This is a genomic window from Pseudochelatococcus sp. B33, assembly GCF_053570585.1.
In genome coordinates, this window is the sequence record NZ_JBSEFH010000014.1 from 1 (window position 1) to 25,791 (window position 25,791).

Here is a 25,791-nt window from a genome sequence, read left to right on the forward strand (position 1 = left end):
TGCGGCAGCGGCGGGAAACTGCAACGTGAGGTCATGGCCCTGCCCTTTCATTTCACCACCACCGCGCTGGACAGATGCACGCCGTCGAGCAGCGGAACCGCCAGCGTCGGCGCCGGGCCGCTTGGCCCCATCGCCGTCGGGTGGACGTGGCCCTGCAGCAGCGTCCAGAGAATCTTGAACTGATTGCCCATGACCGTCGGCTCCGCCGCCCCGGCGCCGAGCGCCACGGAGGTGCCCGAGATGTTCACCTTGGGCGCCAGCACGTTGACCGTGTCGCCCTTGATCTCGACCGAGGCGCCGTCCTTGCCGGCGATGAGGATCGAGTCCTCGCTCATGGTGATCAGGTGGCCGGATTCGCTCTGCAGCGTCGCGGCCGTGCCGTCCGCGTCGAGGAACAGATTCGCGCCCTTGTTGTTCGACAGGATGACCGAACCGTCATCGGCAAGCGCCAGAAAGGCGTTGGCGCCGTGGCGCAGGGTGATCTTTTCCTCGCCGTCCTTGTCGGAGATGTGCAGCGTATGGCCGAAGGGGGTTTGGATCACACGCTCGGTCTGCGGTGTCTCCTGCGTCTCGGGAGGGGCGCTGCCCTCGGGATACCAGACGCCGACCCAGATCGGGTATTCCGGATTGCCGGCCTCGAATTCGACCCAGACGTGCGTGCCCGGCGGCGGCAGGTAGAAATGGCCGTAGGGCAGGCAGGGCCGCGCCCACACCGCGCCCCCGACGCCGAAGATCGACGGCACCCTAACCTTGATGAGCCCGCGCGCGTCCGGCTCCGAGGCGGCGTCGACGGTGCCGCTGTACTTGCCGTAGAACCTCGTTCCCTGGCGGCCCATATCCAACATGGCAACCATCTTCGGCTCCCTTCCTCAGCATGTCGCTTCAAAGCGGGTGCGGTAGGTCAGACGCGTGTCGACGACCTCCCGCATCCCGGTGAACCAGTTGCGCGTGCGCGCCGTGTCCTCGCGTTCGTACAGGTGGTTGACCTTGCGCACGTACCAGATGCCCGAGGCGCCGTTGGCGAGACCGGTGATCTCGACCGACCCCTTGGCGCGCAGGAAGACCGTGCCCATCGCGAGGCCCGTGCCGAAAAGGCCGCGGATGCGGGTCTTGTCGCGTTCCACGAGGCCGCGCGCCAGCGCCGGGTCCGAGGGCACGCCCGCCCGCTCGGTCACGGGGCGCATGGCCTCCGGCGTGACGGGCTGGGCATTGGCGAAATCGACCGCCGCCGCTGCTCCGGCGGCGCGTCCAGCGCCGACCGCGGCCTCTAGCCCCTCGACCTGGTTCGCGCCGAGCGCGGCGGGGGGCTCGGGGGCATGCGGGGCGCCGGCCTCCTGCACGACCGCGCCGGTTTCCGGGTTCATCGTCACCACGCTGGCCGAAGGCGCCGCCCCCGATCCGATGCGCTGGGTCCGGAACTCGATCAGCGAGGAATAGCCCCGGCAATAGTTCAGCGTGCCGAGTTTCGGCTGCGCCAGCAGCGCGGTTTCGGATATGAAATAGAGCCGCGACGCCCCGCCCTCGGCCAGTTCCTCGGGACTGTCGGACGCGTCCGCGTTGACCTCGACGAAGGCGCGGGCACGGTAGCGCTCGGCGAGATCCTGGATCATCTGCCAGTCCGTGCGGTTGAACTGCTCGAGTTTCCGGTCCTCGCTCCACTGCGGCATCGGGTCGATCACCACATCCGCGACGGGGATCTGCGCCCGTTGCGCGATCGCGGTCAGGATCTGATCGAGCGTGCCGACGTGCTGGCGCTGCTCGTTGGGAGGCATCACCTGCAGCCTGTCCGAGAAATCGTAGGCGATGAACCGCAGCCGGCCGGTCGTGCTGCCGGCAGAGGGCGCGACGGCTTCGGTGCGCTTGATGACGCCCATGAACAGCAGCGCGTGTTCGCTCTCCCAGCCCATTTCGATGCGCACTTCCATGCCCTCGCGGATGACCTCGCCATTGACCTGGGCCTGATCGGACACGACCACGGTCGCCTTGTCGGTGCCCCGGTCCAGATCCTCGACATCGACCGAGATGACCTGCGGCGCGATGTCGGCGAACGGCTTCTGCGCGCCGAGCCTGACCTTGAGGTACACGTTGCTGTCGGACGGCATGTCAGAACCTCCGCGTCCTCAGCACGCGCCCGAGGCCCGTGCCCTGCGGCAGGGTCACGCTCTGCCCCGGCCGCCAGTCGAGCGGAAAGACCAGCGGGTTGGCGTCGGCGATGAACCACCACGCGTCCGAACGCCCGTAATAGCGGTGCGCCAGGCTTTCGAGGCTGTCGTCCCCGGTCAGCAGGAGCCGCGTCTGGGTCGAGGTCGCGGGCGGCTCGGGCCGCATCGGCAGGTAGGTGACGGGCGCATCCCCGTCGGCTGCGGACGGGCCGTTTTCCGCCGGCAGGACGAAATAGCGCGAACGGGTCGAAACCGGCATGATCTCCTCCTGCTAGAACACGTTTTCAAGGCTGGTGTAGATCGGCACGCCCAGCGGCGTGGCGGCTGCGAAATCGCGTCCGATATCGGGCCGGCCGAGCGCGCGGCCCGCCGCGAGCTTGCGGATCACGAAGTCGGAAAACGGCGTCGTCGAATGGGTCTGCTCGGCCAGCGACACCTTGACCTCGGCCCTGGCGGGCGACAGATCGCCCTGGAATTCCGTGATCTTGATGTCCAGGTCCTCCATGATGCAGTCATAGGACAGAGGTCCGTAGACCAGCGTCACCATGGGCGGCGCGTTCCAGCAGGGCAGGTTCCATTCGCGCGTGAAGATCCCGTTGGCCAGCGTCGACAGGATGTCGAGCGCGTCCCACGACGGGTACATGAACGACCGCAGCACCGCGAGGTCGGGCTCGATCGAGCCGCCGAAATGGCTGCCGGATTCACGCGGGCCCGGCTCCAGCGCGTCCAGCTTGAATTCCAGCGTGAACTTGCGCGGTTCGCCCTCCAGCGCCTCGTAGGGCTTGGTCGCGGTCAGCAGGGGTCCGAACTCCTTCAGGTCCTCGTAGATCCCCTTCAGCGTGTCGAAGGCACCCGAGGCGGCGGCGGCCTGGTCGAAGATCCATTGCCCGGTCGCGTTCGATTGCTGCCACTTGTAGCGCTTGCGCTCCTGCAGCAGCGTCGGGTTGTACTGGAAGCGGAAGATCAGCGGCGGGATCTGGTAGATATTGGCAAGAATTCCACGGGCCAGGGTCATGTCCAGTCTCCTTCACGATATCAGGGCGCGGGGGTCGTCGACGCGGATCCCGCGTTCGTCGAGTTCGATTGCGTGGCGATGCCATGCCGTCCAGATATCCTCGTCCGACATCGGCGGCTCGGGCGCGAGCGGAATGGGCGTCAGGTAGGGCGTCTCGGGCGGGTCGAGCACGATCTCGACCCTCTCGATCTCGACCGAGGCATGCGGCCGGTCATAGGCGCCGCGCATCAGGTCGAGCGCGCCGGGGGGCGGCTCGCCCGCTTCCGGACGGCGCGTCAGATGCTGCACCGCCCGGTCGAAAATGGCCGCGATCGTGCCTTCCGAGGTCAGCCAGGTCTGGTAGGCGCTGGCGATGTCCTCGAGCCCCGTCGCGGGGCTTTCGGCGGCGAGCGGCGCGGCGATGGCGCTCGCCAGCGCATCGGCATTGGCGGTGATGGTCGCCCTGTGTCCTTCCAGCACGCGGCGCGACAGATCGCCTTCGTGCGCGATGGCGGCGTCGAAGCGCCCGCCGAGCCCGGTCAGCGCACCGTTCACCGTGTCGAAGGCATCGCGCGTGGCGGTGGTGATCTCGGCCCCCGTCGTCGCTATGCCGGCGGACAGCGCGTCGTGAAGCGGGTCGAGAATGTCGTCGATCTTGGGGAAATCGCCGATGATCTGCTCGGTCGTGGGCGCCGCGCCCGTCCCCGCGACAGCGCCCGGCAGGGTCCCCCTCACGCCGGCGGACATGCCGGCGAAACCGGCGTCGAAGGCGGTGTTGAGCCTTTGGGTGAGGTCCTCCGGCAGGCGCTGGGCGGAATCGGACATGACCGCGACGGTGATCATGAAGATCGGCTCGATGAGCCCCGGCAGCATCCGCACGAGATGGTCGATGGTGCGGAAGACCGACAGGTTGCCGATCTCGCGCAGGGTGTTGAAGACGCCGTTCACCAGCCATTGCAGCAGCGCCTTGACGATGGCGGTCAGCGCGCCGGTCATCACCTCGAGCGCGGCGAAGGCGTTGTCGAGGATCGAGGAAATGACGCTGACGATGGACCCGAGAATGCCCTCAAGCACCGTGCCGATGATGCCGACGATGGACGCCGTCAGCCGCGCCGCCGTGGCCATGATCTCGAAGATCGTGGTCAGCACCACCCCGCGCAGCACGAGGATGTTGCGCAGGATGAACTGGAAGGTCAGCAGCAGCTCGCGCCGGATCTCGGGCAGGCTCGTGACCAGCAGCGCGATCGCGCCGACGAGGCTCGGGATCAGCAGGATCAGCCCGTCCACGAGATGCATGGCCCGTTCCAGCAGCCGGTTGACCCCGCTCAGGATCTCCATCCACTTCTGGCCCTCCGGCGTCAGCACCTCCGGCGCGATCCGCCCGGCCCGATCGCCCGCACCGGGTCCTTCCGAGGCGGTGGTGAACAGTGCCGTCAGCCCCCGGACGAGCCCCTGGATGCCATCCACCGTGGTCAGCAGCGTCTCGCCGGTCTCGGCCTGGGTCACGGGATTGGCCTCTTCGGCGGACGGCTGGTTCTGCGGCGCGGTGATCCCCAGCATCCGGATGATCTCGCGGATGTCGCCGACCGTGCGGCGCAGGTCGCGGATCATCATCGGCAGGCCCCAGGCCGCGACCGTGCCGCCGATCGCCCCGCCGATGATCCCGCCGACGAGATGGCCGACCCCGCCCAGAAGCCCCATCAGCAGATCCGCGATGGAGTTTCCGGGCGCGAGGTCGTTGATGTTGATGACGTGGACGCGCAGCGCGCCTTGGTACATCGGCGGGGCGCCGAAGCTCGCCCCTTCGGCGAAGGCCTTGCTGAACTCGATCCCCATGTAGCGGGACGAGGCGCGCTCGACCTCCTCCAGCGCGCGCCGCGCGACCCTGACTTCGGTGAGCAGCACCCCGAGAGCGCCGATGACCATGCTGTCCGGATCCATCGCGCCCTCCCTACCCGCCCGGAGCCGGGCTGCTGGCGGCGGTGCGCCAGGAAGACAGGCGATCCTCGCCCCGGGCGTAGGCCGAACGCACCTCGCTTGCGAATTGCGCCGCGATCCTGCGCGCGGTGGCCTGATCAAGCTCCGCGGCCCGGAGCCGGATCACCATTTCCGGCATGTGGACGCGGCCGAGCCTCGCCCGCTCCAGCAGGATGCGCGGCGAGGTCGCGTTGACCTCGACCGGGGTGTCCACGTTGCGCTCCAGATGAGAGCGCCACTGCGCCATGACGAAGCCGAGGAAACCGCCGAGCGCCGCCTCCATCGTACGGAAGGCCCCAGCGACGCCCATGGCGAAGGCTTCGGCCACAGGCGCGAGGGCCGACGGGCCGCGCGTCTCCGGCGGGAAGGCGCGCGCGGCAAAGGCATCCGTGCCTTCGGCCAGCTGGCGATAGACGCGATGCAGGCTGGAGCGCGCCGCGCTCGCGCCCGCGAGGTCGAATTCGCCGGCGGCATTGTCCAGCATGGTGACCATGCCGTTGGCCGTGGCCTGCAGTTCGGTGTTCAACCGGTTGCCCAGATCGTCGACGATCTGCGACAGGCCTTCGCGCGCCGGACGGACAACGAGCGCCGCGAGATCGGGCTCGCTGTCCTCCGTATAGCGCAGGACCGGCTGCTCCCCCAGCTCCCGCACCTCACGGTTCAGGCGCGAACCCAGCAGGTCGAGCCCGGCAATCAGGCCGGCGAAGTTGAAGTCCTTGATGATGCCGCCGATGGCGCCGGCAAGGTTGAGCTTGATCGATCCCGCCAGAAGCGCGCGCATCCGCGTCATGCCGCGCGCCAGCTCGTCGCGGGCACGCTGGCCGTTGCCCTCGCCCAGCAGCAATTGCTCGACCGTGACCGGAAACGAGCCCGGCGCGACATAGCGCGCGGGCTTCTCGTCCTTGTTGTAGGCGAAATGGATCATGAAATCGCACAGATGCTGGATCGCGACCAGCGCCCGGTGGATCAGTTCGGTGAGATCGATCGCGATGATCTGATTGCCGAAGCCGATCAGTGCGGCGATCAGGTTGCGCACCCCCTCCCAGAAGGTCGACAACTGGCCGACGAAGGCCGTCAGTCCGCCGTGAAGCCCGAACAGATAGGCGCTGGAAAATCGGACCCAGTGGTCCAGATGGGAGATGGCATAGTCTCTCGCGACGATGAGGAAGGCGATGCCCGCCTCGCTGAAGGTGGTCACGGCATGGGACAGGCCGGCAAGAAAGCGGCTGCGGATGTCGAAGACGGCGGATTCGATGCCGGCGAGCTCGCTGATGGTCTCGTGCCGCAGCCACTGGATGACGTCGGGACCCAGGATCATCGCCAGTGCGCTGACGGCCGGAAGCAGGATCAGGGCCCCGGCGATGTCGCGCGTCCATTCGTCAAGGCGCATGTCGAGCGGCAGATCGGACAAGGGGGCGGCGCCCGCCGCCGCCGACATGGCGGAGGTGTCCGGCCCCATGATCGCCCGGGCGACGGGCTTCATCCGCACGTAGATGCCCGCCCTGCCGGCTCCGATCGCACGGAAGGCAAGCGCCCCCATGCCGAAGATGTCGACGGCCGAGACCGCGCCCTCCTCGAACATGCGCGCCGAGGGCTCGCGAAAGCGCGCCACCGAGCCGCGCACCGTGCCGGTGATCTCATGGAGGATGGCGGCAAGGCGGGGGAGCAGCGTCGCCTCGTGCACGCGGCCGGCGATCTGGCCGGGCAGGTTCCAGGCCGGGCCGAGCCCCGCCAACCGCGCCCCCCAGCCCGGCGACGGCACGGACAGCGCCGCCCCCGCCTGCGCGCGGGTGACATAGGCCGAGACCGCCTCGTCCGTGAAGCGGAAGACGGGATAGGCGCGTGTCAGCATCTCGGCCTTCTCGGCATCCGAGAGGCGGCGCGACAGCCCCTTCTGCAGCGCCGCCGAGGCGTAGTTCATGTCGCCCAGTATCCGCTTGAGGGTTGGTGCCTGCGGCAGGGCGATCGTGTTCCAGAGCAGGATGATCGGCATGTCACCCTCCCGTCGGAACGTCGGATACGCGATAGGTTTCGGCGAGCATCGCGGCCGTCACCATATCGCGGAAGGCGCGCAGGTCGGGCGCATAGGCGCCCTGCGGCGCATGGATCGCCAACACCTCCACCACCGGCTGCAAGCGGCCGGAGTCGGGCAGCACGAGCTGCGGATGCTCGGGAAGCGGCCCGGCGGTCGGCTCGACCTGGTAGATCTCGCGGTCGATACTGTCGAAGATGTCGCGCAGTTCCGGGGCATAGATCCGAAACGCGGCGGGAAGCACACGTCCGACCGCCGCGTAGATCGCGTCGCGCAGGGCAAGCTGCCGCGGCGAGGGCGCGGTCGGCGCCGCGTTCTCGCGCAGGAGGTCGGCGAAGGCCGAACGTGGCCGGCGCATCATGGCGGCGGGAAGGCGTCTTGCGCCCTCGGCCTCGCGCGCCGCGCGCAGCATTTCGGCCGCGTCACTGCCCAGGTCGCGATGCGCGGGAGTGCCGATCTGCGCCCGCAGGGTCTCCACATCGGGAAGCACGGGCACGCCGGGAAGGTCCGGGACCTCGAGATCGGGAAGATCCGGCAGCGACAGACGCCGCGCCGCGCCGATCACGTCGGCGATGGCGAGAGCCGTCTGGGGGCCGATCTTCTCGCCTGCCCTCTCGCCCGGCAGGGCCTCGCCGATCTCATCCGCCACGGCAAAGCCGAACATCGTCCAGAAGCTGCGCAGGCTTTCCTCGATCTGGGCCGCCTTGCTCGGCCCGCCGCCCGATGGGGAGGTCCCCGCCCCGAGCCCGGAAAAGGCCGATGTGATCGCGGGCATCAGCGCCATGAAATCCGTGATCATCTGAATCAGCTGCCCCAGGGGCGTCGCCTTGAACGCGTCGACGATGCGCTCGGAGAGCCCGTCGATGTAGGTCGAGATCCGGGTGTTCAGCGTATCGAGCGCCGCGCCAAGCTCGACCTTCATGCTCTCGATCAGAAGGTTCACGCTGTCCACGATCTTGCCGGGCAGAGCCATGAGGGCCGTGAACAGCCCGAGGATCGCGCCTCTGATCGACCCGCCGCGGAAGGGAGCGAGCAGCGCGTCCTTGATGCCCTCGGCGGCCTCCTTCGCGACCTCGATCGTCTCAAGGCCGAGCGCCTTGATCGCGCGCCACTGGTTCACCAGCGACGGGATCAGCGGCAGGAACTTGACCACCACGATCGAGACGAACCCGAGGACCTGCGCGAAAAGATGCGCGATCCGGTTCATGAGCAGGACGAGGCCACGCAGCACCGGATTACGGATTTCGTCGACAGGCCCGGTCAGCTGGTCCCAGAAGCGGAAGAAGGCGTCGAGCATCGCCGCCAGATCGCCCAGCAGGTCATGGACGGCGCGCGTCGTCTGGTCGGCGTTCATGGCGCTCGCCACGGCGAAGCCCACCAGCACCGGCAGACCGAGGAACAGCGACAGCCCCGGGCCGAGCGCGCCCATCAGCGGGCCGCCGATCAGGCCGATCAGGACCTTGGGGACTTCCTCGTACCAGGCGGTGCCGAGCAATTCCAGAAACTCCAGCACCATGTATCCGGCGATGAAGCCGCCCGTCACCGAAAAGACCGAGCCCAGCAGCACGCCCGAATAGGTGGCGAGCGGCCGCAGCAGGCTCATTTCGGCCGCCGGTCCCGGCATGGAGGCCTGGGCCTGCTCCAGCCGCGCCCTGAGCGCGTCGATATTGTCGATGGCGATGTAGAGATTGAGCCGCCGCTCGGGCACCAGCGGCCCGAACCACCTGACGAGGAACGCACCTCGCGCGCGGCGCAGAAGCTGCTCCTCGAGCGGCACCAGCCGCTCCCACGCCGCCAGCCGCCCGGCCGTCTGGGTCAGTGCCTTCGACAGTTCGGGAAACAGGGCGATGGGCATGTCTTCTCCATCTCGGCGCAGAACCTATCCGTTCCGCGCCGCCTTGATCTGGGCGTTCTCGCGTTCGATCTGCTCGGCGAGAAGCTTGACGAAGACCCGTCTTTCCGGGCTCGCCATGTCCATGATCTCGCCATGCGACCAGTGCAGGTGATAGGCTAGGAAGAAGATTTCCTGGCGCAGCGCCTCAGCGCTCAGTCCGGCGACAAAAAATGGGTCATGTCCAGACTGGTGCGGATGTTGCTGCCGCAACTCGGGCAGATGCAGTCGCGGGACAGGTCGATCCCCGGCGCCGCCTGGTTCAGCGCCCGGTCGATCAGCCGCCGGTCGGTCAGCGTCAGCTCCTGGAAGATGCGCGAGCCGAGCTGCTCCAGCCGGTGCTTGGGCATGTCGCCGAGCCGGGTGAGGCAGCGGGCCAGCAGCGCGTTCTTGCCGTTCGACGGATTCTTGCGGATGAGCGGCGCCACGACGGTCTCGTCGATGCCCTTGGGCAAGGTCAGCGACATCGACGTGTGGCATTGGTCCTTGTCCCAATAGCCGTCCTGCAGCTCGACCACGACCTCCGCCAGTTCCTCGTTCTCGCCAAGGACCTTGACCGGAAGCTCGTCGAGATTCTCCACGACTTCGAGCTTCTCGCCGCAGGACGTGCAGGTGTAGGTCGCCGGCAGTTCGGGGCCGAACGTGAAGGCCCGCAGGCGGATCAGCACGTAGTTGCGGTCGGCCGAATACCAGTTCGCCACGTCCTGCTTGGTCAGCGACTGGCTGCCCTCGAACTGCGTCACGCAGGAATGGATCAGTTCGGTCACCAGCTTGCCGCCGTTGCCCTGGTTGGACTTTTCGGCGAGGATCGCCTCCTCGCGCCCGGTCATCTTGCGCACGGCGCCCCGGCGCCTGACCACGCCGTCCGTTCCCTCGAAGCCGATGGGCAGGACGAATTCCGCTTCGCGTATCGGTGCGTTCATTATGCGCCCCCTCCTGTTGCGTCGATCCGCTCAAGCCCTTCGTGCTCGATCTCGATCGTTTGCGTGAAGAAGTTGGTGGATCCCGCCTCCAGATCGCTGAACTTGGAAGACTTGATCCATCCGTCTTTAATCAGGAAGGTCAGCACGACCACTCCGTTGTCCCGCTTTTCGATGCGGAAGTTCTTGCGCACGCGCGAGCCCTGACCGAGCTTGTCGGCGAAATTGAAAGTCTCCTTCCACCAGTCGTGGAACATCTTGTCATATTGCGAGCCGTCCATCCGCCGCTCGATGACCAAGGTTTCGAACTTGACCTTCGTCGACGAGATCTTGTAGATCTGGGTCGATCCGCCGTCGGGCTGCTCGATCATGTCGTAGGAGCCTTCGGAAAGGCCCGAGATCTTGGTGACGCCGGGGCTTTCCTGTGCATCGACGATCAGGACATATTCCGTCGATTTGTAGCCTTCGATGATGCCGCCTACGTCGGGCATTGGCTTGCTCCTCTCATGCTTCGGATGCGCTGGAACCGCCCGGCTGCTGGCCGACGCGGACGACGATGGTCTCGGCCGGAACCGAGGGGTAGAAGGTGATGTCCACGTTCAGAAAGCCCAGCTGGACCTGGGCAGGCGGATTGTTCGAGGCGTCACAGATGACGGTGAAGACCTCGGAAGGCTTGCCGGTGCCGAAGGCGCCCTGCTGCCAGAGCTGCGTCAGGAAGGGGATGACCGAATCGTATTTGATGAGGCTCCACAGCCGGTCCTTGTTCGGCTCCTGCCGCACCCAGCGCAGCCCCTCGCGCAGCGAGGACTTCACGAAGTTGAACAGCAGCCGCACGTTGACGAACAACCAGCGGCTGTCGGTGGACAGCGTGCGCGAGGCGTCGATGACGATGCCCGCGCGCGGCATGGGACGGATGCCGTTGATCGCGCCTTCCTTGACCAGCGCGGTGTGGTCCACGTCCGAAAACCGGGTGGTGACGTCGATGGCGCCGCGAACCTGCGCCTCGTCCCCGGCCGGCGCCTTCCAGATGCCGCGCGTGCTCTCGATCCGGGCGTAGACGCCCATGACGTGCCCGGTCGGCGGGATGGTCTTCAACGGATTGTCGCCGACGCCGAGAGGGTCGGACACCACGATCCACGGACCGTAGAGCGCGCCGTACCGCTTCATCCCCATCAGCGCCTGGCCGTAAGCGATGGCCGAGCCGCCCGCGATCGCGTTCTCCGGCACGGCGCCGACGTACATGGCGTCGTCGCGGCCCTCGCAATAGGTGATCCCGGCCTGGGCGATGGCCGCATCGGTGCGCTCGCTGGTGACGATCTGCACCTGAAAGGCATCGAAGGCGTAAAAGCCCGTGCCGGCGGCGGCGTCACCGATGAAGTCGGGCGCGGTCGGCGCACTGTCGACCCCGCCGGTGCTCAGCGCCAGGGCGAGCGGCAGGTCGGCCGGGCGGTCCTCCCCGACACCCGTCGCCGAGTTCTCGTCGATGCCCCGGACGAAGGTCGATCCGGTCAGCGGATCGTTCAGCACTGCGACGGCGTAGTTCGCCACGTCGCTTTCCATCGACAGGCCCTCGCGAACCTCGACCTGATCCTCGGGCTGGGTGCCGCCCTGATAGATCTCAATGTCGAACTCCAGCGTCGCGATCCGCAGGTCGGTCGTGGTATAGGCGCCGGGGGCGGCAAGGGCGGGAGACCACGACACCGCCCGGGTCGTCAGGTTGACCGACATCAGCTTGACCTGCTCGGTCGTGGCGCCGTCGCTGAATTCGACCGCATCGCCGACCTTCAGCCTGGACACGTCGGCCAGGGTCGCACCCGTGGCGCCCAGGGCCGATGTCGTGGCATCGCCCGCCGTCGCCGCGGCGAAGCCAAGGTCGGCGTTGGCCGCGACCTCGAGCCGGGTGAAACCGCCCTGCACCAGGGCGATGTTCCCCGTCGACGTCAGCTGCAATTCGTCCGCCGCCGTCAGCGACGCGACTAGATCGTCCGTTCCGGCATTGATCGCGGCGACGATTTCCTCCCGCGTCGCGGCGGTGGGATCGGCGAATTGCCCGGCCGCGAAATCGATCTGCGTGGGCGTCGGGGCATTGTCGATGGTCACAATGAGAGGGGGAAAGCCCGCCGCGACGAGATCGGTCGCCGCCGGAAGGGCGGCCGAGGTGATGGTCGCCGGTGCCGTCTCGGACAGCCTGACCCCGGTGGTGATCGAGCGGCGCGTCGTCCTGACGTAGATGTCGCGCCCCCAGGAGCCGGGATCGGCGGTGCCGCGATAACCGGCCTCGATCCGAAGGGTGGGACTGGCAGCCGAATCCGCCAACTGGAGCGACGCCACCGTCGTCCCGGCCCCCGCCACCCGGTTCACATAAGCGACGGCGCCGCCGTTGTCGAAGAAGCCCTGCACCAGATAGGCGCCATAGCCGCCGGCGAAGTGGCCACCGAAACGCTGCACAAAATCGGCCATCGAGGTGATGCGCGCCGCCTGGTTGGGGATGCCGCGCCGGGTGAGGACGTTGAAGGCCGCAACCGAAGTCGCCGCCCCTGCGATGGCCGGCGCGCCCGATCCGTTCACTTCGATGACATTGAGGCCGATATTGTAGTTCATGCCTTGTCTCCCTTATGGGTAGTGGCTCTGGCGGCATGCCGGGGGGCAGCTTTGGTTTTCCGCGTGGAGGCGGACGGGCTGGGCGGGGGCGCCGGCGGCGGGGACGGCGGCGCGTGTCGGCTGAGCGCGCCTTTCCGCTCCAGCGCCAGAAGCTCGGCATCCGGAGCCTCGGCGACGATGATCTCGTCCGGCGCGAGGATGCGGACCGCCGCGCCGCCGTGAAGCTCCAGCGGGCGGCCGGAAATGTTGCGGTATAGGCAGGGGTAGTCTTTCATCTCAGGCCTCCTGGCTCCGCTGGTCTAAACTCACGCGGGTGGTGCTGACCGGGATTGCACGCGACGGCACGCCGGATTCCGCCCACGCCGACACCACATAGCGCAGAGGGGGCAACGGCAGGTCCTTGTCGTCCTCGTCCGGCTCCTCGTCCTTTTCCAGGCGGAAGGCGCGGTTGCCGACGGGCAGCCAGTCCGAATCCAGCCGCTCGGCAAGAAAATCGAGGATCGCCGCCTGCTCGGCGCGGCTGTCCGCCGCCGGCTCGAAGCGATAGGACAGGTCCCACGCCCTTGGCGCGGGCCATTGCAGCACGCCCTCGTCGTCGCGCTCCTCGCGCCGAAAACCCTGCGGATCACGGGCACGGGCGCGCCTGGCTCCAAATTGGGTGATGGCGATATAGGGACGCGGCGCGATCTCGGGGCTGAGCCGCGCGGGCACCGGATTGCCGCCGATCGCCAGCACGTTGTCGAGCCGCGCCAGAAGCGCGGCATCGACGTCCTGCGCCAGCGCCGGGCGCGCCAGCTCCATGGCGTCGAAGGTGACGTGGTGGGCGGTGCCGTCGGTCGCGGCAAGCTGGAACTCGATCTCGCCTGCCTGGGCGGCAATGGCGGGCGGCAGATCGGACAGGCTGACGACCATGAAATTCCAGCCCCGGCCGTTCCCCCCCGCCACATACCGGCCCCACAGATTCGCGCCGTCATCGAGCGGCAACGCCGCCGAACCCAGACGCAGCCGCACCTGGAACGGGTCCTCGGCCAACCCGCGCAGCGGGCTATCCGGGCGGAACCAGAAAGTCAGCCGGTCGAAGGCGCCGAGATCGAGCGGGCCGAATGCGCGCCGTATCCGGTGGCCCGCCGCCGCGCCGGAGAAAGTGGCGCTCAGCGCGCCCTGGCTTACGGCAAGCGGATGCGCCTCGTCGACCGTCGCAAGGGCGATCTCGGCGGACGGCGCCGCAGCCGGGGTCAACGCCTGCCAGGGGGCGACCACATCGAAATCGTCGACGAGCTGAAACGGCATGAGGACATCGGCCTTCCGAAAACTTGCTCGTCGAGCCTAGCGGAAGCCGGTCCTGCCAGCGTTCCGTCTTCCTGTCCGGCGCGTTCTGTCGCGCCGCCGCTTCCGCACCGCAAACGCGCCCGATCCGCACCGTTGCCCATCCGCGACCGGTCCGTCCGCGCTCCGCACGCGTTCTGCCAGCGTTCCAGCATGCAACGCCGTTCCGGCGGCCGGCGCGCGGCAGATCCCGCCGAGCGGCACGACATGCCGTTCCTCCTGAACGCGGATAAATGGGGATGGGGAAATGGTCAGACTTCGCGCACGAGCCGTTCGTAGAGCGCGCGGACCTGGGCCGAGGGGGCGACGCCGACTTCGCGCTTCAGGACCTCGGCGCATTCGCGAAACTGCCTGATCGCCAGGGCCCTGTCGCCCATCGCCTGACGGCATTCGATGATCGAGGCGTGAAGATGCTCGCGCAGCGGATCCATCTTCAGCACCTTCTGCGCCCAGCTTATCGCCTGGTTCAGATTGCCCTGGACACGGTGGTAGGCGATCAGGCGTTCCATGACGATGATGCGCGCCTCGGCCTGGCTTTCCTGTTCGGCGAGAAGCCAGTCGTCGAATATCCCCTGGCCGAACAGCCCCTGGCTGATTTCCAGCGCACGCAAGAGCCTGCGCGCATCGCCATCGGTCAGGCTGCCGTCGCCCTTGAGCTCCAGATCGCCCAGCATATCGGTGAAATCCCAGGCATCGACCTGCAGCCGCCTGGGGTCGAGCCCGATCTGGTATTCGTTCACGATCAGCGGGATCTGCGCCTCGTCCGGCCCGGCGGCAACGCGGATCCGCCACAGCGCCTTGCGCAGTTGGGAGCGAGCCGAGGCTTCGCTGGCATCGGGCCAGAGCGTTGCGCAGATGACTTCGCGATGGACGGCCCTGTTGCGATGCATGACCAGGAACAGCAGCAGCGCCCTCGCGCGGCGGGTGGGAACTTCAGCTTCGCTCGCGTCGGGACGTTTGAGTCGCACGCCTCCAAACGTATACAGGCTGAAACCCATTGCCCGCTCCTTCCGACGGCGCAAGGGGGTTCTTCGGCGCAAGCACCATCAGCCCCACAGACCGCCATCGATCCGACGAAAGCCGCACTAAAGACCTTGGATGCATATTCTGATGCGTAAACAATTGACGCATATAAACAATTGACGGATATTAAAATGACGTCAGCTTATCAACGTCGTTTATCTTACAACTTTAGCATAGCCGCACGTCCCTGTCGCGGCCTATCCGAAAACCGGCATCGCGTTTCGGGTCGATCCGGGCCGACGGTCAGAAATTGTTGCGCTCGTGATAGGTGCGCAGGAAGGACTGGATCCGCGCATCCTCGGGCTGATGCAGGATGCGGTCGGGGACATCCACGCCGACCAGTTCGCCCTTCTCCATGAAAGCCACCCGATCGGCGACATGGGCGGCAAAGCCCATCTCGTGGGTCACTACCACCATGGTCATGCCCTCGCTGGCGAGCGTCTTCATGACGTTCAGCACCTCGCCCACCAGCTCGGGGTCGAGGGCCGAGGTCGGCTCATCGAACAACATCAGCCGGGGTTCCATGGCGATGGCGCGGGCAATCGCCACGCGCTGCTGCTGACCGCCCGAGAGGCGCGCGGGATGGTTCGCCATCCTGTCGGCGAGCCCCACCTTCGTCAGCGCGTCGGCGGCGCGCTGGTAGGCGACGGATTTCGACATGCCGCGCACACGGATCAGCCCCTCGGCCACGTTCTCCATGGCGGTCATGTGCGGCCACAGATTGAACTGCTGGAACACCATGCCGATCGAGCGCCGCATCTCGCGCAGCCTGCGGCCTGACATCTTCTTGCCCGGCGCATCGTAGCCGATGAGCTGGCCGTCGATGCGGATCTCGCCCGACTCGTATTCCTCAAGGAAGTTGATGCACCGCAGCAGCGTGGACTTGCCGGAGCCCGAAGGCCCGATCAGGCACGTCACCTTGCCCGGCTGGATCGTCAGATCGACATCCTTCAGCGCATGGAAATGGCCGTAGTGCTTGTTGACCTGGCGAATCTCGACGGATGACGCGGCAAGCATCTTACGCCCTTTCAATCAGATGTTTCGTGATGTGCGTCTCAAGCCTGCGGCCGACGCGCGAGATGGCCTCGACCAGCGCCCAGAAAAACAGCGCAAGCACCAGATTGGCTTCAACGTAGCGGAAAGTCTCGGTGGACATGCGCTGGACCTGATACATCAGCTCCGGCACCGTGATGATCGACAGGATCACCGTTTCCTTGGTCAGGATGATCGAGAAATTGACCAGCGCCGGCAGCGACGAGACGAGGCCGAGCGGCAGCAGGATGCGGCGCACGATGGCAAGCTCGGTCATGCCGATGGCGCGGGCGGCCTCGATCTGGCCGAGCGGCACGCCACGGAAGCCCGAGCGGAAAATCTCGGCGAAATAGGGGCTGCCGTAGATGGTCAGGCCCAGGAGCCCGGCCGGCAGCGCGTCGAGCCGCAGGCCGACAAGCGGGCCGCCGTAATAGAGCACGAACAGCTGCACGAGGAAGGGCGTGCCGCGGATGATCTCGATATAGGCCTGGATGACCCAGCCCAGCCAGCGCGGGCCGTAGCGCAGCAGGAGCGCGATCACGAGGCCCAGCGCCATGCCGAAGATCGTGCCCAGAAGCCAGCACAGGATCGTGTTGCCGAACCCCCTCAGCAGCGCGGGCCCGTATTGTTGCAGGATGCTCCAATCCATCAGACGGCCGTCCTGTGTTCGAGGTAGCGCCCCAGTGCCGCAAGACACAGGTTGATCAGCAGATAGATGCAGGCCGCCGCGATATAGACCTCAAGCGGACGAAAAGTGGTCGCGGCCTGCGCCTGACTGGCGCGGGTGATCTCGAGGATGCCGACGACCGAAACCAGCGACGATGCCTTCACCAGCAGGATCAGTTCGTTGATGAGGGCGGGCAGCGACAGGGTGACCGCCTGCGGCAGGATCACCCGGGTCCAGACATCGCGCGGGGTCATGCCGATGGCGACGGCGGCCTCGGCCTGCCCCTTCGGCAGGGCGGCGATCGCACCGCGCCAGATTTCCGAGATATAGGCGCTGGCGCAGATGCCGACCGTAATGACCGCGGCAGCCAGCGCGGGCACGTGGAGCCCGATCATCGGCAGCGTGTAGTAGAACACCAGCAGTTGCACCAGCAGCGGCACGCCGCGCAGGAAGCTGACCCAGAGTACGGCGGAGCGGCGCAGCCAGTGGTAAGGCGACAGCCGGGCCGCGCAGATCAGCGTCCCGATCACCAGCCCGAGCGCGATGCCCAGCACCGAAATCAGCAGCGTATAGCGCGCCGCCCAGAACAGCGGCGCGAAACTTTCGATGAAGACCGGAATCGAGAACATGCGCTCCTCGCCTGGGTCCGGAGAACACGGGCGGGACAAGGCCCGCCCGCAGCAGGCAGCTCAGTTCGTCGGAACCTCGCGGGGCAGTTCGGTATAGCCGCCGAGCCACTTTTCCTGAATCGCCTTGACGCGGCCGTCATCGGTCATCTTCAGCAATGCGTCGTTGATGGCCTAGGCAAAGCTCTCGCTGTCCGCCTCCTTGCGCAGAACCCAGGCGAAGTAAGTCGGCTGGCCGAACGAGGCAGGCTCGAACAGCGCGAAGGTCTCCGGGCGGTTCTTCACCAGATAGGTCAGGTTCGGCAGCGAGCCCGCGACCGCATCGAGACGGCCGGCGGCGAGATCGGCATACGCCTCGTCGGTCGTGCCGTATTCCTTGACTGTGATGCCGCCGAGCTCCTTGCCATAGGCCTCGAGCTGGCGGAACTGCGCCGTCCCCTGCTGAACGCCGACGACCTTGCCCTTGATATCCTCGGGCTTCTGCAGCTCTTCGTTTCTCGCCGACTTGACCAGCGAGACGGTCGCATCCGCGATCGGCAGCGTGAAGGTGTAGCGCTCGAGCCGCTCGGGCGTAATGGTCACGGGGGCGATCACGATGTCGAATTTCTTGACTTCGAGGCCCGGCAGTTCGGCCGTCCACGGAATGTCCTGATAGAACGGCTCGGCTCCGATCTCCTTGCTGACCTCGTCGAACAGGTCCTTGGTCATGCCCTGATATTCGCCGTTCACCAGCATGTCGAAGGGCGCATAGTGCATGTCGGTCGCGGTGACGATCCTGCCCGCCGCCCGGATATCCGCCAACTGGTCGGCCAGGGCAGGCCCGGCCAGCCCGAATACGGCCATACCGAACACGGCGGACTTGATAACTCTGAAGATAGTCATGTCGTTCTCCTTACTGGACTGATTTCGTTGTTTCGTTATTGTACATTTCGACACGCGCCGCAGATAATCAGCGACGCGTGAAGAAGTCAAAGAATGCCCGGCAGGTTCAGATTGTGCTCACGCGCGCAATCGATGGCGATCTGATAGCCTGCATCGGCATGACGCATCACCCCGGTGGCGGGGTCGTTCCACAGCACCCGGGCGAGGCGTGCATCGGCGTCGCTGCTGCCGTCGCAGCAGATGACCATGCCGGAATGCTGCGAAAAGCCCATCCCGACGCCGCCGCCATGGTGCAGCGACACCCATGTCGCACCCGAGGCGGTATTCAGCAGCGCGTTCAGCAGGGGCCAGTCGGAAACGGCGTCGGAGCCATCCCGCATCGCCTCGGTCTCGCGGTTGGGCGAGGCGACCGAACCCGAGTCGAGATGGTCGCGGCCGATCACGACCGGCGCCTTCAGTTCGCCGCTCCGCACCATCTCGTTGAACGCGAGGCCCAGCTTGTGGCGCAGGCCGAGGCCGACCCAGCAGATCCGGGCGGGCAGGCCCTGGAAGCTGATGCGCTCCCTCGCCATGTCGAGCCAGGTGTGCAGATGCGGATCGTCGATCAGCTCCTTCACCTTCCGGTCGGTCCTGTAGATATCCTCCGGATCGCCCGACAGCGCCGCCCAGCGGAAGGGGCCGATGCCGCGGCAGAAGAGCGGACGGATATAGGCGGGCACGAAGCCGGGGAAGGCGAAGGCGTTCTCGAACCCCTCCTCCAGCGCCATCTGGCGGATGTTGTTGCCGTAGTCGACGGTCGGAATGCCCATGCCGTGGAAGGCGACCATGGCCTCGACCTGCACCCTCATCGAGGCGCGGGCGGCTTTCTCGACGCCTTTCGGGTCGGGTTCCTGACGCTCGCGCCATTGGGCGACGGTCCAGCCGGTGGGCAGATAGCCATGCACCGGGTCATGGGCCGAGGTCTGGTCGGTCACGATGTCCGGCCGCACGCCGCGCCTGACGAGTTCCGGGAAGACGTCGGCGGCGTTGCCGATCAGCGCCACGGATTTCGCCTCGCCCGCCTCGGTCCAGCGGTCGATCATCGCCAGCGCCTCGTCCAGGCTGTGGGTCTTTTCATCGGCATAGCGGGTGCGCAGGCGGAAATCGGCGCGGGTCTCGTCGCATTCGACGGCAAGGCAGCAGGCGCCGGCCATCACCGCCGCCAGCGGCTGGGCGCCGCCCATGCCGCCGAGCCCGGCGGTCAGGATCCATCTGCCCTTCAGATCGCCGCCGTAGTGCTGGCGGCCCGCCTCGACGAACGTCTCGTAGGTGCCCTGCACGATGCCCTGCGACCCGATGTAGATCCACGAGCCCGCGGTCATCTGGCCATACATCGCCAGACCCCTCCTATCGAGCTCGTTGAAGTGGTCCCAGGTGGCCCAATGCGGCACGAGGTTCGAGTTCGCGATCAGCACGCGCGGCGCGTCCTTGTGGGTGCGGAACACGCCCACGGGCTTGCCCGACTGCACCAGCAGCGTCTCGTCCCCTTCCAGCTTCTTCAGGCTGTCGACGATCAGGTCGAAATCCTTCCACGTCCGCGCGGCGCGGCCGATGCCGCCGTAGACGACGAGCTCATGCGGATTCTCGGCCACGTCGGGGTGCAGGTTGTTCATCAGCATCCGCATCGGCGCTTCGGTCAGCCAGCTTTTCGCGGTGATCTCGGGGCCGGTCGGCGGGAAGACGTCACGGGTATTGTGGCGGGGGTTATCCATGTCTCGCTCCGATGATCAGGCCAGCATGTTGCCGGAAATGATGTTGCGCTGGATTTCGCTGGATCCTTCGTAGATCCGCATGATGCGCAGATCGCGGTTGATCCTCTCGATGGGAAAGTCGCGGGTATAGCCGTAGCCGCCGTGCAGCTGCAGCGCGGTGTCGGCGATCCTGCCCGCCGCTTCGGACGCCGCCAGCTTCGCCATGGCCGAGGCGAGCGAGAACCGCCCTCCCCGGGCATGGGCTGCCTCCCGCTGCCGCGCCGCATCCTGCGCCAGCAGCAACGCGGATCGATAGGCCACGCCCATATCGGCGATCATCCAGCGGATGCCCTGCCGGCCGCTCAGGGGCTCGCCGCCGATCACGCGCTCCCTGGCATAGGCGATGGCGGCGGCCATCGCCGCCTCGGCCATGCCGAGACATTGGGCGGCAACCTCGATCCGGCCGTTGTCCAGCACCTGCATCGCGGTGCGGAAGCCCCTGCCCTCCTCGCCGAGCAGCGCGTCCTCCGCAAGGTTGCAGTCGATATTCAGCGTAAAGACATGGCCTCCCCTCAGCCCCATGGTCCTTTCGGCCGGACCAGCCTCAAGCCCCGGCGTGCCCTTCGGCAGGATGAAGGCCGAGATGCCGCGATGCGCCTGCTGCGGGTCGGTGACGGAGTAGAGCACGATGAAATCCGCCACGCCGCCGTTCGAGATGAAGCATTTCGTGCCCGTGACGTGCCAGCCCGTATCGGTGCGGCGCGCGCGGGTCTTCATGTCGGCGGGATCGGAGCCCGCGGTCGGCTCGGTCAGGGCGAAGGCGCCGAGCGCCTCGCCGGTTGCGGCGCGCGGCAGCCATTCCCGCTTCTGCGCCTCGGTGCCGCCCAGCAGGATCGAGTCGGTCGCGAGATAATGCGCCGTCAGCGCCGAGGCGGTCGAGCCGCAGGCACCCGCGACGATCGCCACCGCCCGCAGAAGCGCCGGGGCGGAAATCCCGCTGCCGCCGTATGCCTCGGGCAGGTTCGCACCCATCATCCCTGCCTCGCCCAGCCGCCCGAGCTGGTCATGGACGAAGGCCGACGTCTCGTCGGTTTCCGCGGCCCGGGGGGCGATCCGTTCGGCGCAGAGGCGGGTCAATACCTCGCAGAACAGCTGCTCCTCCTCGGACAGCATGGTCCAGTCGTCGTTCATACGGTCGTCTCCAGTCCAAATTCCCGCAGCACGTCATCGAGATCGCCGCCGAGCGCCGGGGCCGAATGCGCGGCCACGGGCTTCTCGCCGTCGAAGCGCACCGGCTGGCCGATTGCGGGCGCCCGGCCCAGCACCCGATGCGGCAGATGGCTGACGAGCCCGCGCACGTCCGCGTGTTCGTTCGAAGCCGCCTGGGCGATGTCCCAGATCGGCGCGGTCGGCAGGCCGGCGGCCGAGAGCGCGGCGACGGCGTCTTCGGTCGTCAGGCCGGACGACCAGCTCTCGATCAGCGCCTTCAGCGCGGGTTCGTGCGCGGTGCGGCTCGAATCGCTGGCGAAACGCGGATCGTCGGCCGCCTCGGGCGCGCCGATCAGATGCGCCAGCGCCGCGAACTGCCGGGCGTTCAGCACCGCGATCACCACCTGCCCGTCGCTCGTCGCAAAGCAGCCGAAGGGCGTGGACAGGGGATGGCGGTTCCCGACCCGCTGCGGAAGCTCGCCCGCGAAAAGATGCTGGGCGTGACTGGTGGTGAGCATGGAGAACAGCGCGTCATACATGGCGACGTCGAGCGTGGCGCCGTTCCCCGTGGCGTTGCGCTGCACGAGGGCGGCCATGATCGACCAGCTCCCGAACAGCCCGGCGACCAGATCGGCCATGCTCTCCCCGGTCTTGAGCGGCGCGCCGCCCTCCTCGCCGGTCGCGGCCATCAGCCCGGACATGGCCTGCACGACGAGGTCGTAGGCGGGCAGATCCCTGAACGGCCCCTGCTGGCCGAAGCCCGAGATCGAACAATAGATCAGCCGCGGATTGGCCGTGCGCAGCGCCTCCGCCCCCAGTCCGAGGCGGGCCGCGACGCCGGGACGGAAGTTCTCGACCACGACATCGACCCGGGCGGCGATGGCCCGCGCGATCGCCAGATCCTCCGGCTTCTTCAGATCCAGCGCGAGGCTCTTCTTGCCGCGGTTGTTCAGCGTGAACAGTGCGCTTTCCCCGTTCCGGAACGGCCCGACATGGCGATAATCGTCACCCGAAGGCGGCTCCAGCTTGATGATGTCCGCCCCGAGATCGGCGAGCAGCGCGGTGCAGTAGGGCCCCGCCAGCACGCGGGAGAGATCGAGCACCCTGATGCCGGCAAGCGGGCCGCTCATGCCCGGATCTCCGGCGCCAGAGCGGCGAGGCGCACGAGAATCGCCTGCAGCGTCACGCGCAGCGCGTCGGCCTTCGCTTCGTCATAGGCGAAGGGCGGGGCCTCGGTCGCGAGATGCGTCGATTGCGCCAGTTCCATCTGGATCGCGTGAACGCCCTCCCCCGGCCGGCCGTAGTGGCGCGTGGTCCAGCCGCCCTTGAAACGGCCGTTGACGACCCACGTGCGGCCCGTCGCCGCGGCCTCCTCGCGCACGGCGGCCTCGATGCGAGGATCGCAGGTCGCGCCGAGGTTGGTGCCGATGTTGAAGTCCGGCAGCGTGCCCTCGAAGAGGAACGGGGCATGGCTGCGGATCGAGTGGCAGTCGTAGAGGATCGCCACGCCGTGCCTCGCGCGCACCCGCTCGATCTCGGCGGCGAGCGCGGCGTGATAGGGCGCGTGGAAGCGCAGCCTGCGGTCGGCGATGGCCTCGGCGGCCGGTTCCTCGGTCCAGATCGGCTCGCCGTCGAAATCGGTCACGGGGACGAGGCCAGTGGTGTTCTGGCCGGGATAGAGGCTCGCGTCGTCCGGACCGCGGTTCGCGTCGATGACATAGCGGTGAAACGTCGCCCGCACCGTGGTCGCACCGGGCAGGAGACCGTCGTAGAGCCGCTCGATATGCCAGTCGGTATCGGCAAGCAGCCGGCCGCGGGGGTTCAGCTTCGCGCGGATATCGTCGGGCAGGCCGGTGCCGGTATGCGGCAGGCCGAGAATGACCGGACTGTCGCCCGGGACGACGTGGACGGGGTTCATGCGCGCACCTCTTCGATCAGGTTGGCGGGTACCGCGCCGGTCAGCACGCCCTCGCGCACCAGCCGCGCGGCTTCGGCAAGATCGGTGGCGAGATAGCGGTCCTGCCCCAGCGCGGGGATGGTCTCGCGCAGCTTCGCGATCACCGGCTGCAGGGCGGCCGAGGTCTTCAGCGGCGCGCGGAACTCCACGCCCGCGGCGGCGCAGAGCGCCTCGATGCCGAGGATCTGCGCCAGGTTCGCGTTCATGCGCTTCAGGCGGCGGGCGCCGTGGGCGGCCATGCTGACGTGATCCTCCTGGTTCGCCGAGGTCGGCGTCGAGTCGGTCGAGCAGGGTGTGGCGAGGTGCTTGTTTTCGCTCATCAGCGCGGCGCTGGTCACTTCCGCGATCATCAGGCCGCTGTTCAAGCCCGGGTCCGGCGTCAGGAACGGCGGCAGGTCGTGGTTCAGCGCCGGGTCCACCATCAGCGCGACGCGGCGCTGCGCGATGGCGCCGACCTCGGCGACCGCGAGTGCAATCTGGTCGGCGGCGAAGGCGACCGGCTCGGCATGGAAGTTGCCGCCCGAGACGATCAGGCCGGTTTCGCTCAGCACCAGCGGGTTGTCGGTCGCGGCGTTCGCCTCGATCTCCAGCGTGCGCGCGGCCTGCCAGAGCAGGTCGATACAGGCCCCGGTCACCTGCGGCTGACAGCGGATGCAGTACGGGTCCTGCACGCGGGCATCGCCCTCGCGGTGGCTTTCGCGGATTTCGGATCCTTCCATCAGGCCGCGGATCACGCGGGCCGCGAGGATCTGGCCGCGATGGCCGCGCAGGGCGTGGATCTCCTCGAAGAAGGGCGCGGTCGATCCCATGATCGCATCGGTCGACAGCGACGACGTCACCAGCGCCGCCCGCGCCGAGGCGAAAGCCTCGAACAGGCCCGCCAGGGCAAAGGCAGTGGAAACCTGCGTGCCGTTGATCAGCGCGAGCCCCTCCTTCGCGGCCAGGACGACGGGCTCGAGACCGGCGGCGGAGAGCGCCTCGGCGCCCGACATCTCGCGGCCCCGACAGGTCGCCCGGCCCTCGCCCAGCATGGCGGCCGCCATATGCGCGAGCGGCGCGAGATCGCCCGAGGCGCCGACCGATCCTTGCGACGGGATCACCGGCAGAACGTCGTTCGCCAGCATCGCCTCGATCAGCGCAACGACACGGGGGCGCACGCCCGAAGCGCCGCGCCCCAGCGACAGCAGCTTCAGCGCCATGATCAGGCGCACGGTCTCCCGCTCGACCGGCTCACCCACGCCGCAGCAATGCGACAGGATCAGGTTGCGCTGCAGGGTCGCCGTGTCCTCGGCCCTGATCTTGATCGAGGCGAGCTTGCCGAAACCCGTGTTCACACCATAGACCGGCGTCTCGCCATTGGCAGCGGCCTCGATGCGGGCGGCCGAAGCGGCGATGCCGGGACGCGCGCCGTCGGCCAGACGGACGGCAAGACCGTTGCGCCAGATCCGCTCCAACTGGGCGAGCGTGGTTTCGCCGGGGGTGAGGACCAGTTCAGACAAGTTCGCCTCCGACGATGCGGGCATGCAGGGGGTTGAAGCCGATGCGATAGGTCAGTTCGGCCGGATGCGCGACGTCCCAGACGGCCAGATCGGCGCGCAGGCCGGGCGCGATGCGGCCGCGATCCGACAGGCCCAGCGCCCCGGCCGCGTGGCGGGTGACGGCCGTCAGGCATTCGGCGGGGGTCAGGCGAAAGAACGTCGCGCCCATGTTCATGGTGAGCAGGAGCGAGGTCAGCGGCGAGGTGCCGGGATTGCAATCGGTCGCCAGCGCCATCGCCACCCCCGCCTCGCGGAGCGCCTGCACGGGCGGATATTGCGTCTCGCGCAGCGTGTAGAACGCGCCGGGCAGCAGCACGGCGACGGTGCCAGATGCGGCCATGGCCTCGATGCCGTCGCGGCCCAGATATTCGAGGTGATCCGCCGACAGCGCGCCGCGCCGCGCCGCCATCGCGGCGCCGCCGAGATCGGAAAGCTGCTCGGCATGCAGCTTGACCGGCAGGCCGAGCCTGGCGGCGTGGTCGAAGACCGCTGCCATTTCCTCGCGCGAAAAGGCGATCCCCTCGCAGAAGCCGTCCACTGCGTCGATCAGCCCCTCGGCATGCCCGCGCTCCATCCCGGCGATCACGACATCGCGGATATAGCCCTGGCGGTCGCCCGCGTATTCCGGCGCCACGGCATGGGCGGCCAGCCACGTGGTCCGGACCGTCACCTTGCGGACCTCGCCGATCCGGCGCGCAACACGCAGCATTTTCAGCTCGTTGTCGACATCGAGCCCATAGCCGGACTTGATCTCCAGCGTCGTCACCCCTTCGGAAAGCAGCGTGTCCACGCGCCGCAGGGCCGAGGCCAGCAGCGCATCCTCATCCGCCTCGCGCGTGCTGCGCACGCTGGAAAGGATGCCGCCGCCGGCGCGCGCGAGCTCCTCATAGCTCGCGCCCTCCAGCCGCATCTCGAACTCGCGGGCGCGGTCGCCGCCGAAGACGATATGGGTGTGGCAGTCGATCAGGCCGGGCGTCACCAGCCGCCCCCCGAGATCGTGGACGGAAGCGTCGCCATGGATGGCCGGACGATCCGCCTCGGCACCGACCCAGGCGATCCGGCCATCCGCGGTCACGACCGAGGCGTGATCAAGCAGACCGTAACCCGTCGACGCGTCATCCATGGCCGCAACTCTGGCATTGCTGAAAACCTGCATCCGGCGCACCTTCTGGATCAATCTTGCTGCGATATAAGTCTAAACATAATTTTTTATATATGTCTAAA

The 25,791-nt window shown here is 67.5% G+C and carries 23 protein-coding genes; all 23 read right to left on the bottom strand.

The features are described 5' to 3' along the window. Positions 1 to 47: 47 nt before the first annotated feature. Entirely contained in the window at positions 48 to 854 is an 807-nt protein-coding gene (locus ACUSIJ_RS16270) for a phage baseplate assembly protein V (RefSeq protein ID WP_449309464.1), read from the bottom strand. A gap of 15 nt (positions 855 to 869) precedes the next feature. After that, the gene (locus tag ACUSIJ_RS16275) at positions 870 to 2,102 is read right to left on the bottom strand and encodes a hypothetical protein (protein WP_449309465.1); all 1,233 of its coding nucleotides are present in this window, start codon (positions 2,100 to 2,102) and stop codon (positions 870 to 872) included. 1 nt (position 2,103) lies between these two features. Then, the gene (locus ACUSIJ_RS16280; RefSeq protein ID WP_449309466.1) at positions 2,104 to 2,421 is read right to left on the bottom strand and encodes a hypothetical protein; all 318 of its coding nucleotides are present in this window, start codon (positions 2,419 to 2,421) and stop codon (positions 2,104 to 2,106) included. A gap of 12 nt (positions 2,422 to 2,433) precedes the next feature. Then, positions 2,434 to 3,177, bottom strand: coding sequence for a hypothetical protein (locus tag ACUSIJ_RS16285; RefSeq protein WP_449309467.1), 744 nt, complete (start codon positions 3,175 to 3,177; stop codon positions 2,434 to 2,436). 12 nt (positions 3,178 to 3,189) lie between these two features. After that, positions 3,190 to 5,097 (bottom strand): hypothetical protein, encoded by a 1,908-nt coding sequence (locus tag ACUSIJ_RS16290; protein ID WP_449309468.1) that lies wholly within the window; start codon positions 5,095 to 5,097, stop codon positions 3,190 to 3,192. Between the two features lie 10 nt (positions 5,098 to 5,107). Beyond that, positions 5,108 to 7,126 (bottom strand): hypothetical protein, encoded by a 2,019-nt coding sequence (locus ACUSIJ_RS16295; RefSeq protein ID WP_449309469.1) that lies wholly within the window; start codon positions 7,124 to 7,126, stop codon positions 5,108 to 5,110. Position 7,127: 1 nt separating this feature from the next. Then, positions 7,128 to 9,020, bottom strand: a complete 1,893-nt coding sequence (locus ACUSIJ_RS16300; protein ID WP_449309470.1) for a hypothetical protein — start codon at positions 9,018 to 9,020, stop codon at positions 7,128 to 7,130. Positions 9,021 to 9,211: 191 nt separating this feature from the next. Beyond that, a complete protein-coding gene (locus ACUSIJ_RS16305) occupies positions 9,212 to 9,979 on the bottom strand; it encodes a T4 family baseplate hub assembly chaperone (RefSeq protein WP_449309471.1) in 768 nt (255 codons plus the stop codon). Next, positions 9,979 to 10,467 carry a phage tail protein gene (locus ACUSIJ_RS16310; protein ID WP_449309472.1) on the bottom strand — a complete coding sequence of 163 codons (489 nt, stop codon included), beginning with the start codon at positions 10,465 to 10,467 and terminating at the stop codon, positions 9,979 to 9,981. The genes ACUSIJ_RS16305 and ACUSIJ_RS16310 overlap by 1 nt, the downstream gene beginning before the upstream one ends. A 13-nt stretch (positions 10,468 to 10,480) precedes the next feature. Then, positions 10,481 to 12,577, bottom strand: coding sequence for a phage tail sheath subtilisin-like domain-containing protein (locus ACUSIJ_RS16315; protein WP_449309473.1), 2,097 nt, complete (start codon positions 12,575 to 12,577; stop codon positions 10,481 to 10,483). Then, positions 12,574 to 12,852 carry a hypothetical protein gene (locus ACUSIJ_RS16320; protein WP_449309474.1) on the bottom strand — a complete coding sequence of 93 codons (279 nt, stop codon included), beginning with the start codon at positions 12,850 to 12,852 and terminating at the stop codon, positions 12,574 to 12,576. Before ACUSIJ_RS16320 ends, ACUSIJ_RS16315 begins: the two co-directional genes overlap by 4 nt. A gap of 1 nt (position 12,853) precedes the next feature. Next, positions 12,854 to 13,867 (bottom strand): hypothetical protein, encoded by a 1,014-nt coding sequence (locus ACUSIJ_RS16325; RefSeq protein ID WP_449309475.1) that lies wholly within the window; start codon positions 13,865 to 13,867, stop codon positions 12,854 to 12,856. Positions 13,868 to 14,154: 287 nt separating this feature from the next. After that, the gene (locus ACUSIJ_RS16330; RefSeq protein WP_449309476.1) at positions 14,155 to 14,901 is read right to left on the bottom strand and encodes an AfsR/SARP family transcriptional regulator; all 747 of its coding nucleotides are present in this window, start codon (positions 14,899 to 14,901) and stop codon (positions 14,155 to 14,157) included. A gap of 268 nt (positions 14,902 to 15,169) precedes the next feature. After that, entirely contained in the window at positions 15,170 to 15,943 is a 774-nt protein-coding gene (locus ACUSIJ_RS16335) for an amino acid ABC transporter ATP-binding protein (RefSeq protein ID WP_449309620.1), read from the bottom strand. A 1-nt stretch (position 15,944) separates the two neighbouring features. Then, entirely contained in the window at positions 15,945 to 16,607 is a 663-nt protein-coding gene (locus ACUSIJ_RS16340) for an amino acid ABC transporter permease (protein ID WP_449309477.1), read from the bottom strand. Next, positions 16,607 to 17,254 (bottom strand): amino acid ABC transporter permease, encoded by a 648-nt coding sequence (locus ACUSIJ_RS16345; RefSeq protein ID WP_449309478.1) that lies wholly within the window; start codon positions 17,252 to 17,254, stop codon positions 16,607 to 16,609. The genes ACUSIJ_RS16340 and ACUSIJ_RS16345 overlap by 1 nt, the downstream gene beginning before the upstream one ends. Positions 17,255 to 17,425: 171 nt before the next feature. After that, positions 17,426 to 18,133, bottom strand: a complete 708-nt coding sequence (locus tag ACUSIJ_RS16350; RefSeq protein WP_449309479.1) for a transporter substrate-binding domain-containing protein — start codon at positions 18,131 to 18,133, stop codon at positions 17,426 to 17,428. 86 nt (positions 18,134 to 18,219) lie between these two features. Next, complete coding sequence (hutU, locus tag ACUSIJ_RS16355; RefSeq protein WP_449309480.1) at positions 18,220 to 19,884, bottom strand: urocanate hydratase; 1,665 nt, start codon at positions 19,882 to 19,884, stop codon at positions 18,220 to 18,222. 15 nt (positions 19,885 to 19,899) lie between these two features. Continuing rightward, positions 19,900 to 21,054, bottom strand: a complete 1,155-nt coding sequence (locus tag ACUSIJ_RS16360; RefSeq protein WP_449309481.1) for an acyl-CoA dehydrogenase family protein — start codon at positions 21,052 to 21,054, stop codon at positions 19,900 to 19,902. Next, the gene (locus tag ACUSIJ_RS16365; RefSeq protein WP_449309482.1) at positions 21,051 to 22,202 is read right to left on the bottom strand and encodes a CaiB/BaiF CoA transferase family protein; all 1,152 of its coding nucleotides are present in this window, start codon (positions 22,200 to 22,202) and stop codon (positions 21,051 to 21,053) included. The genes ACUSIJ_RS16360 and ACUSIJ_RS16365 overlap by 4 nt, the downstream gene beginning before the upstream one ends. Further along, complete coding sequence (gene hutG, locus ACUSIJ_RS16370; RefSeq protein ID WP_449309483.1) at positions 22,199 to 22,990, bottom strand: N-formylglutamate deformylase; 792 nt, start codon at positions 22,988 to 22,990, stop codon at positions 22,199 to 22,201. Before hutG ends, ACUSIJ_RS16365 begins: the two co-directional genes overlap by 4 nt. After that, entirely contained in the window at positions 22,987 to 24,528 is a 1,542-nt protein-coding gene (hutH, locus tag ACUSIJ_RS16375) for a histidine ammonia-lyase (protein ID WP_449309484.1), read from the bottom strand. The genes hutG and hutH overlap by 4 nt, the downstream gene beginning before the upstream one ends. Beyond that, entirely contained in the window at positions 24,521 to 25,690 is a 1,170-nt protein-coding gene (gene hutI / locus ACUSIJ_RS16380; protein WP_449309485.1) for an imidazolonepropionase, read from the bottom strand. Before hutI ends, hutH begins: the two co-directional genes overlap by 8 nt. Positions 25,691 to 25,791: the final 101 nt, after the last annotated feature.

Bases quoted from the DNA above. Each gene is read 5' to 3' on its own strand.
- ACUSIJ_RS16270 (WP_449309464.1), bottom strand. From the start codon at position 854: ATGGTTGCCATGTTGGATATGGGCCGCCAGGGAACGAGGTTCTACGGC.
- ACUSIJ_RS16340 (WP_449309477.1), bottom strand. From the start codon at position 16,607: ATGGATTGGAGCATCCTGCAACAATACGGGCCCGCGCTGCTGAGGGGG.
- ACUSIJ_RS16360 (WP_449309481.1), bottom strand. From the start codon at position 21,054: ATGAACGACGACTGGACCATGCTGTCCGAGGAGGAGCAGCTGTTCTGC.
- ACUSIJ_RS16310 (WP_449309472.1), bottom strand. From the start codon at position 10,467: ATGCCCGACGTAGGCGGCATCATCGAAGGCTACAAATCGACGGAATAT.
- ACUSIJ_RS16285 (WP_449309467.1), bottom strand. From the start codon at position 3,177: ATGACCCTGGCCCGTGGAATTCTTGCCAATATCTACCAGATCCCGCCG.
- ACUSIJ_RS16325 (WP_449309475.1), bottom strand. From the start codon at position 13,867: ATGCCGTTTCAGCTCGTCGACGATTTCGATGTGGTCGCCCCCTGGCAG.
- hutU (WP_449309480.1), bottom strand. From the start codon at position 19,884: ATGGATAACCCCCGCCACAATACCCGTGACGTCTTCCCGCCGACCGGC.
- hutI (WP_449309485.1), bottom strand. From the start codon at position 25,690: ATGGATGACGCGTCGACGGGTTACGGTCTGCTTGATCACGCCTCGGTC.
- ACUSIJ_RS16345 (WP_449309478.1), bottom strand. From the start codon at position 17,254: ATGTTCTCGATTCCGGTCTTCATCGAAAGTTTCGCGCCGCTGTTCTGG.
- ACUSIJ_RS16300 (WP_449309470.1), bottom strand. From the start codon at position 9,020: ATGCCCATCGCCCTGTTTCCCGAACTGTCGAAGGCACTGACCCAGACG.
- ACUSIJ_RS16290 (WP_449309468.1), bottom strand. From the start codon at position 5,097: ATGGATCCGGACAGCATGGTCATCGGCGCTCTCGGGGTGCTGCTCACC.
- ACUSIJ_RS16365 (WP_449309482.1), bottom strand. From the start codon at position 22,202: ATGAGCGGCCCGCTTGCCGGCATCAGGGTGCTCGATCTCTCCCGCGTG.
- ACUSIJ_RS16295 (WP_449309469.1), bottom strand. From the start codon at position 7,126: ATGCCGATCATCCTGCTCTGGAACACGATCGCCCTGCCGCAGGCACCA.
- ACUSIJ_RS16280 (WP_449309466.1), bottom strand. From the start codon at position 2,421: ATGCCGGTTTCGACCCGTTCGCGCTATTTCGTCCTGCCGGCGGAAAAC.
- ACUSIJ_RS16350 (WP_449309479.1), bottom strand. From the start codon at position 18,133: ATGACTATCTTCAGAGTTATCAAGTCCGCCGTGTTCGGTATGGCCGTA.
- ACUSIJ_RS16335 (WP_449309620.1), bottom strand. From the start codon at position 15,943: ATGCTTGCCGCGTCATCCGTCGAGATTCGCCAGGTCAACAAGCACTAC.
- ACUSIJ_RS16330 (WP_449309476.1), bottom strand. From the start codon at position 14,901: ATGGGTTTCAGCCTGTATACGTTTGGAGGCGTGCGACTCAAACGTCCC.
- ACUSIJ_RS16315 (WP_449309473.1), bottom strand. From the start codon at position 12,577: ATGAACTACAATATCGGCCTCAATGTCATCGAAGTGAACGGATCGGGC.
- hutG (WP_449309483.1), bottom strand. From the start codon at position 22,990: ATGAACCCCGTCCACGTCGTCCCGGGCGACAGTCCGGTCATTCTCGGC.
- ACUSIJ_RS16275 (WP_449309465.1), bottom strand. From the start codon at position 2,102: ATGCCGTCCGACAGCAACGTGTACCTCAAGGTCAGGCTCGGCGCGCAG.
- ACUSIJ_RS16320 (WP_449309474.1), bottom strand. From the start codon at position 12,852: ATGAAAGACTACCCCTGCCTATACCGCAACATTTCCGGCCGCCCGCTG.
- ACUSIJ_RS16305 (WP_449309471.1), bottom strand. From the start codon at position 9,979: ATGAACGCACCGATACGCGAAGCGGAATTCGTCCTGCCCATCGGCTTC.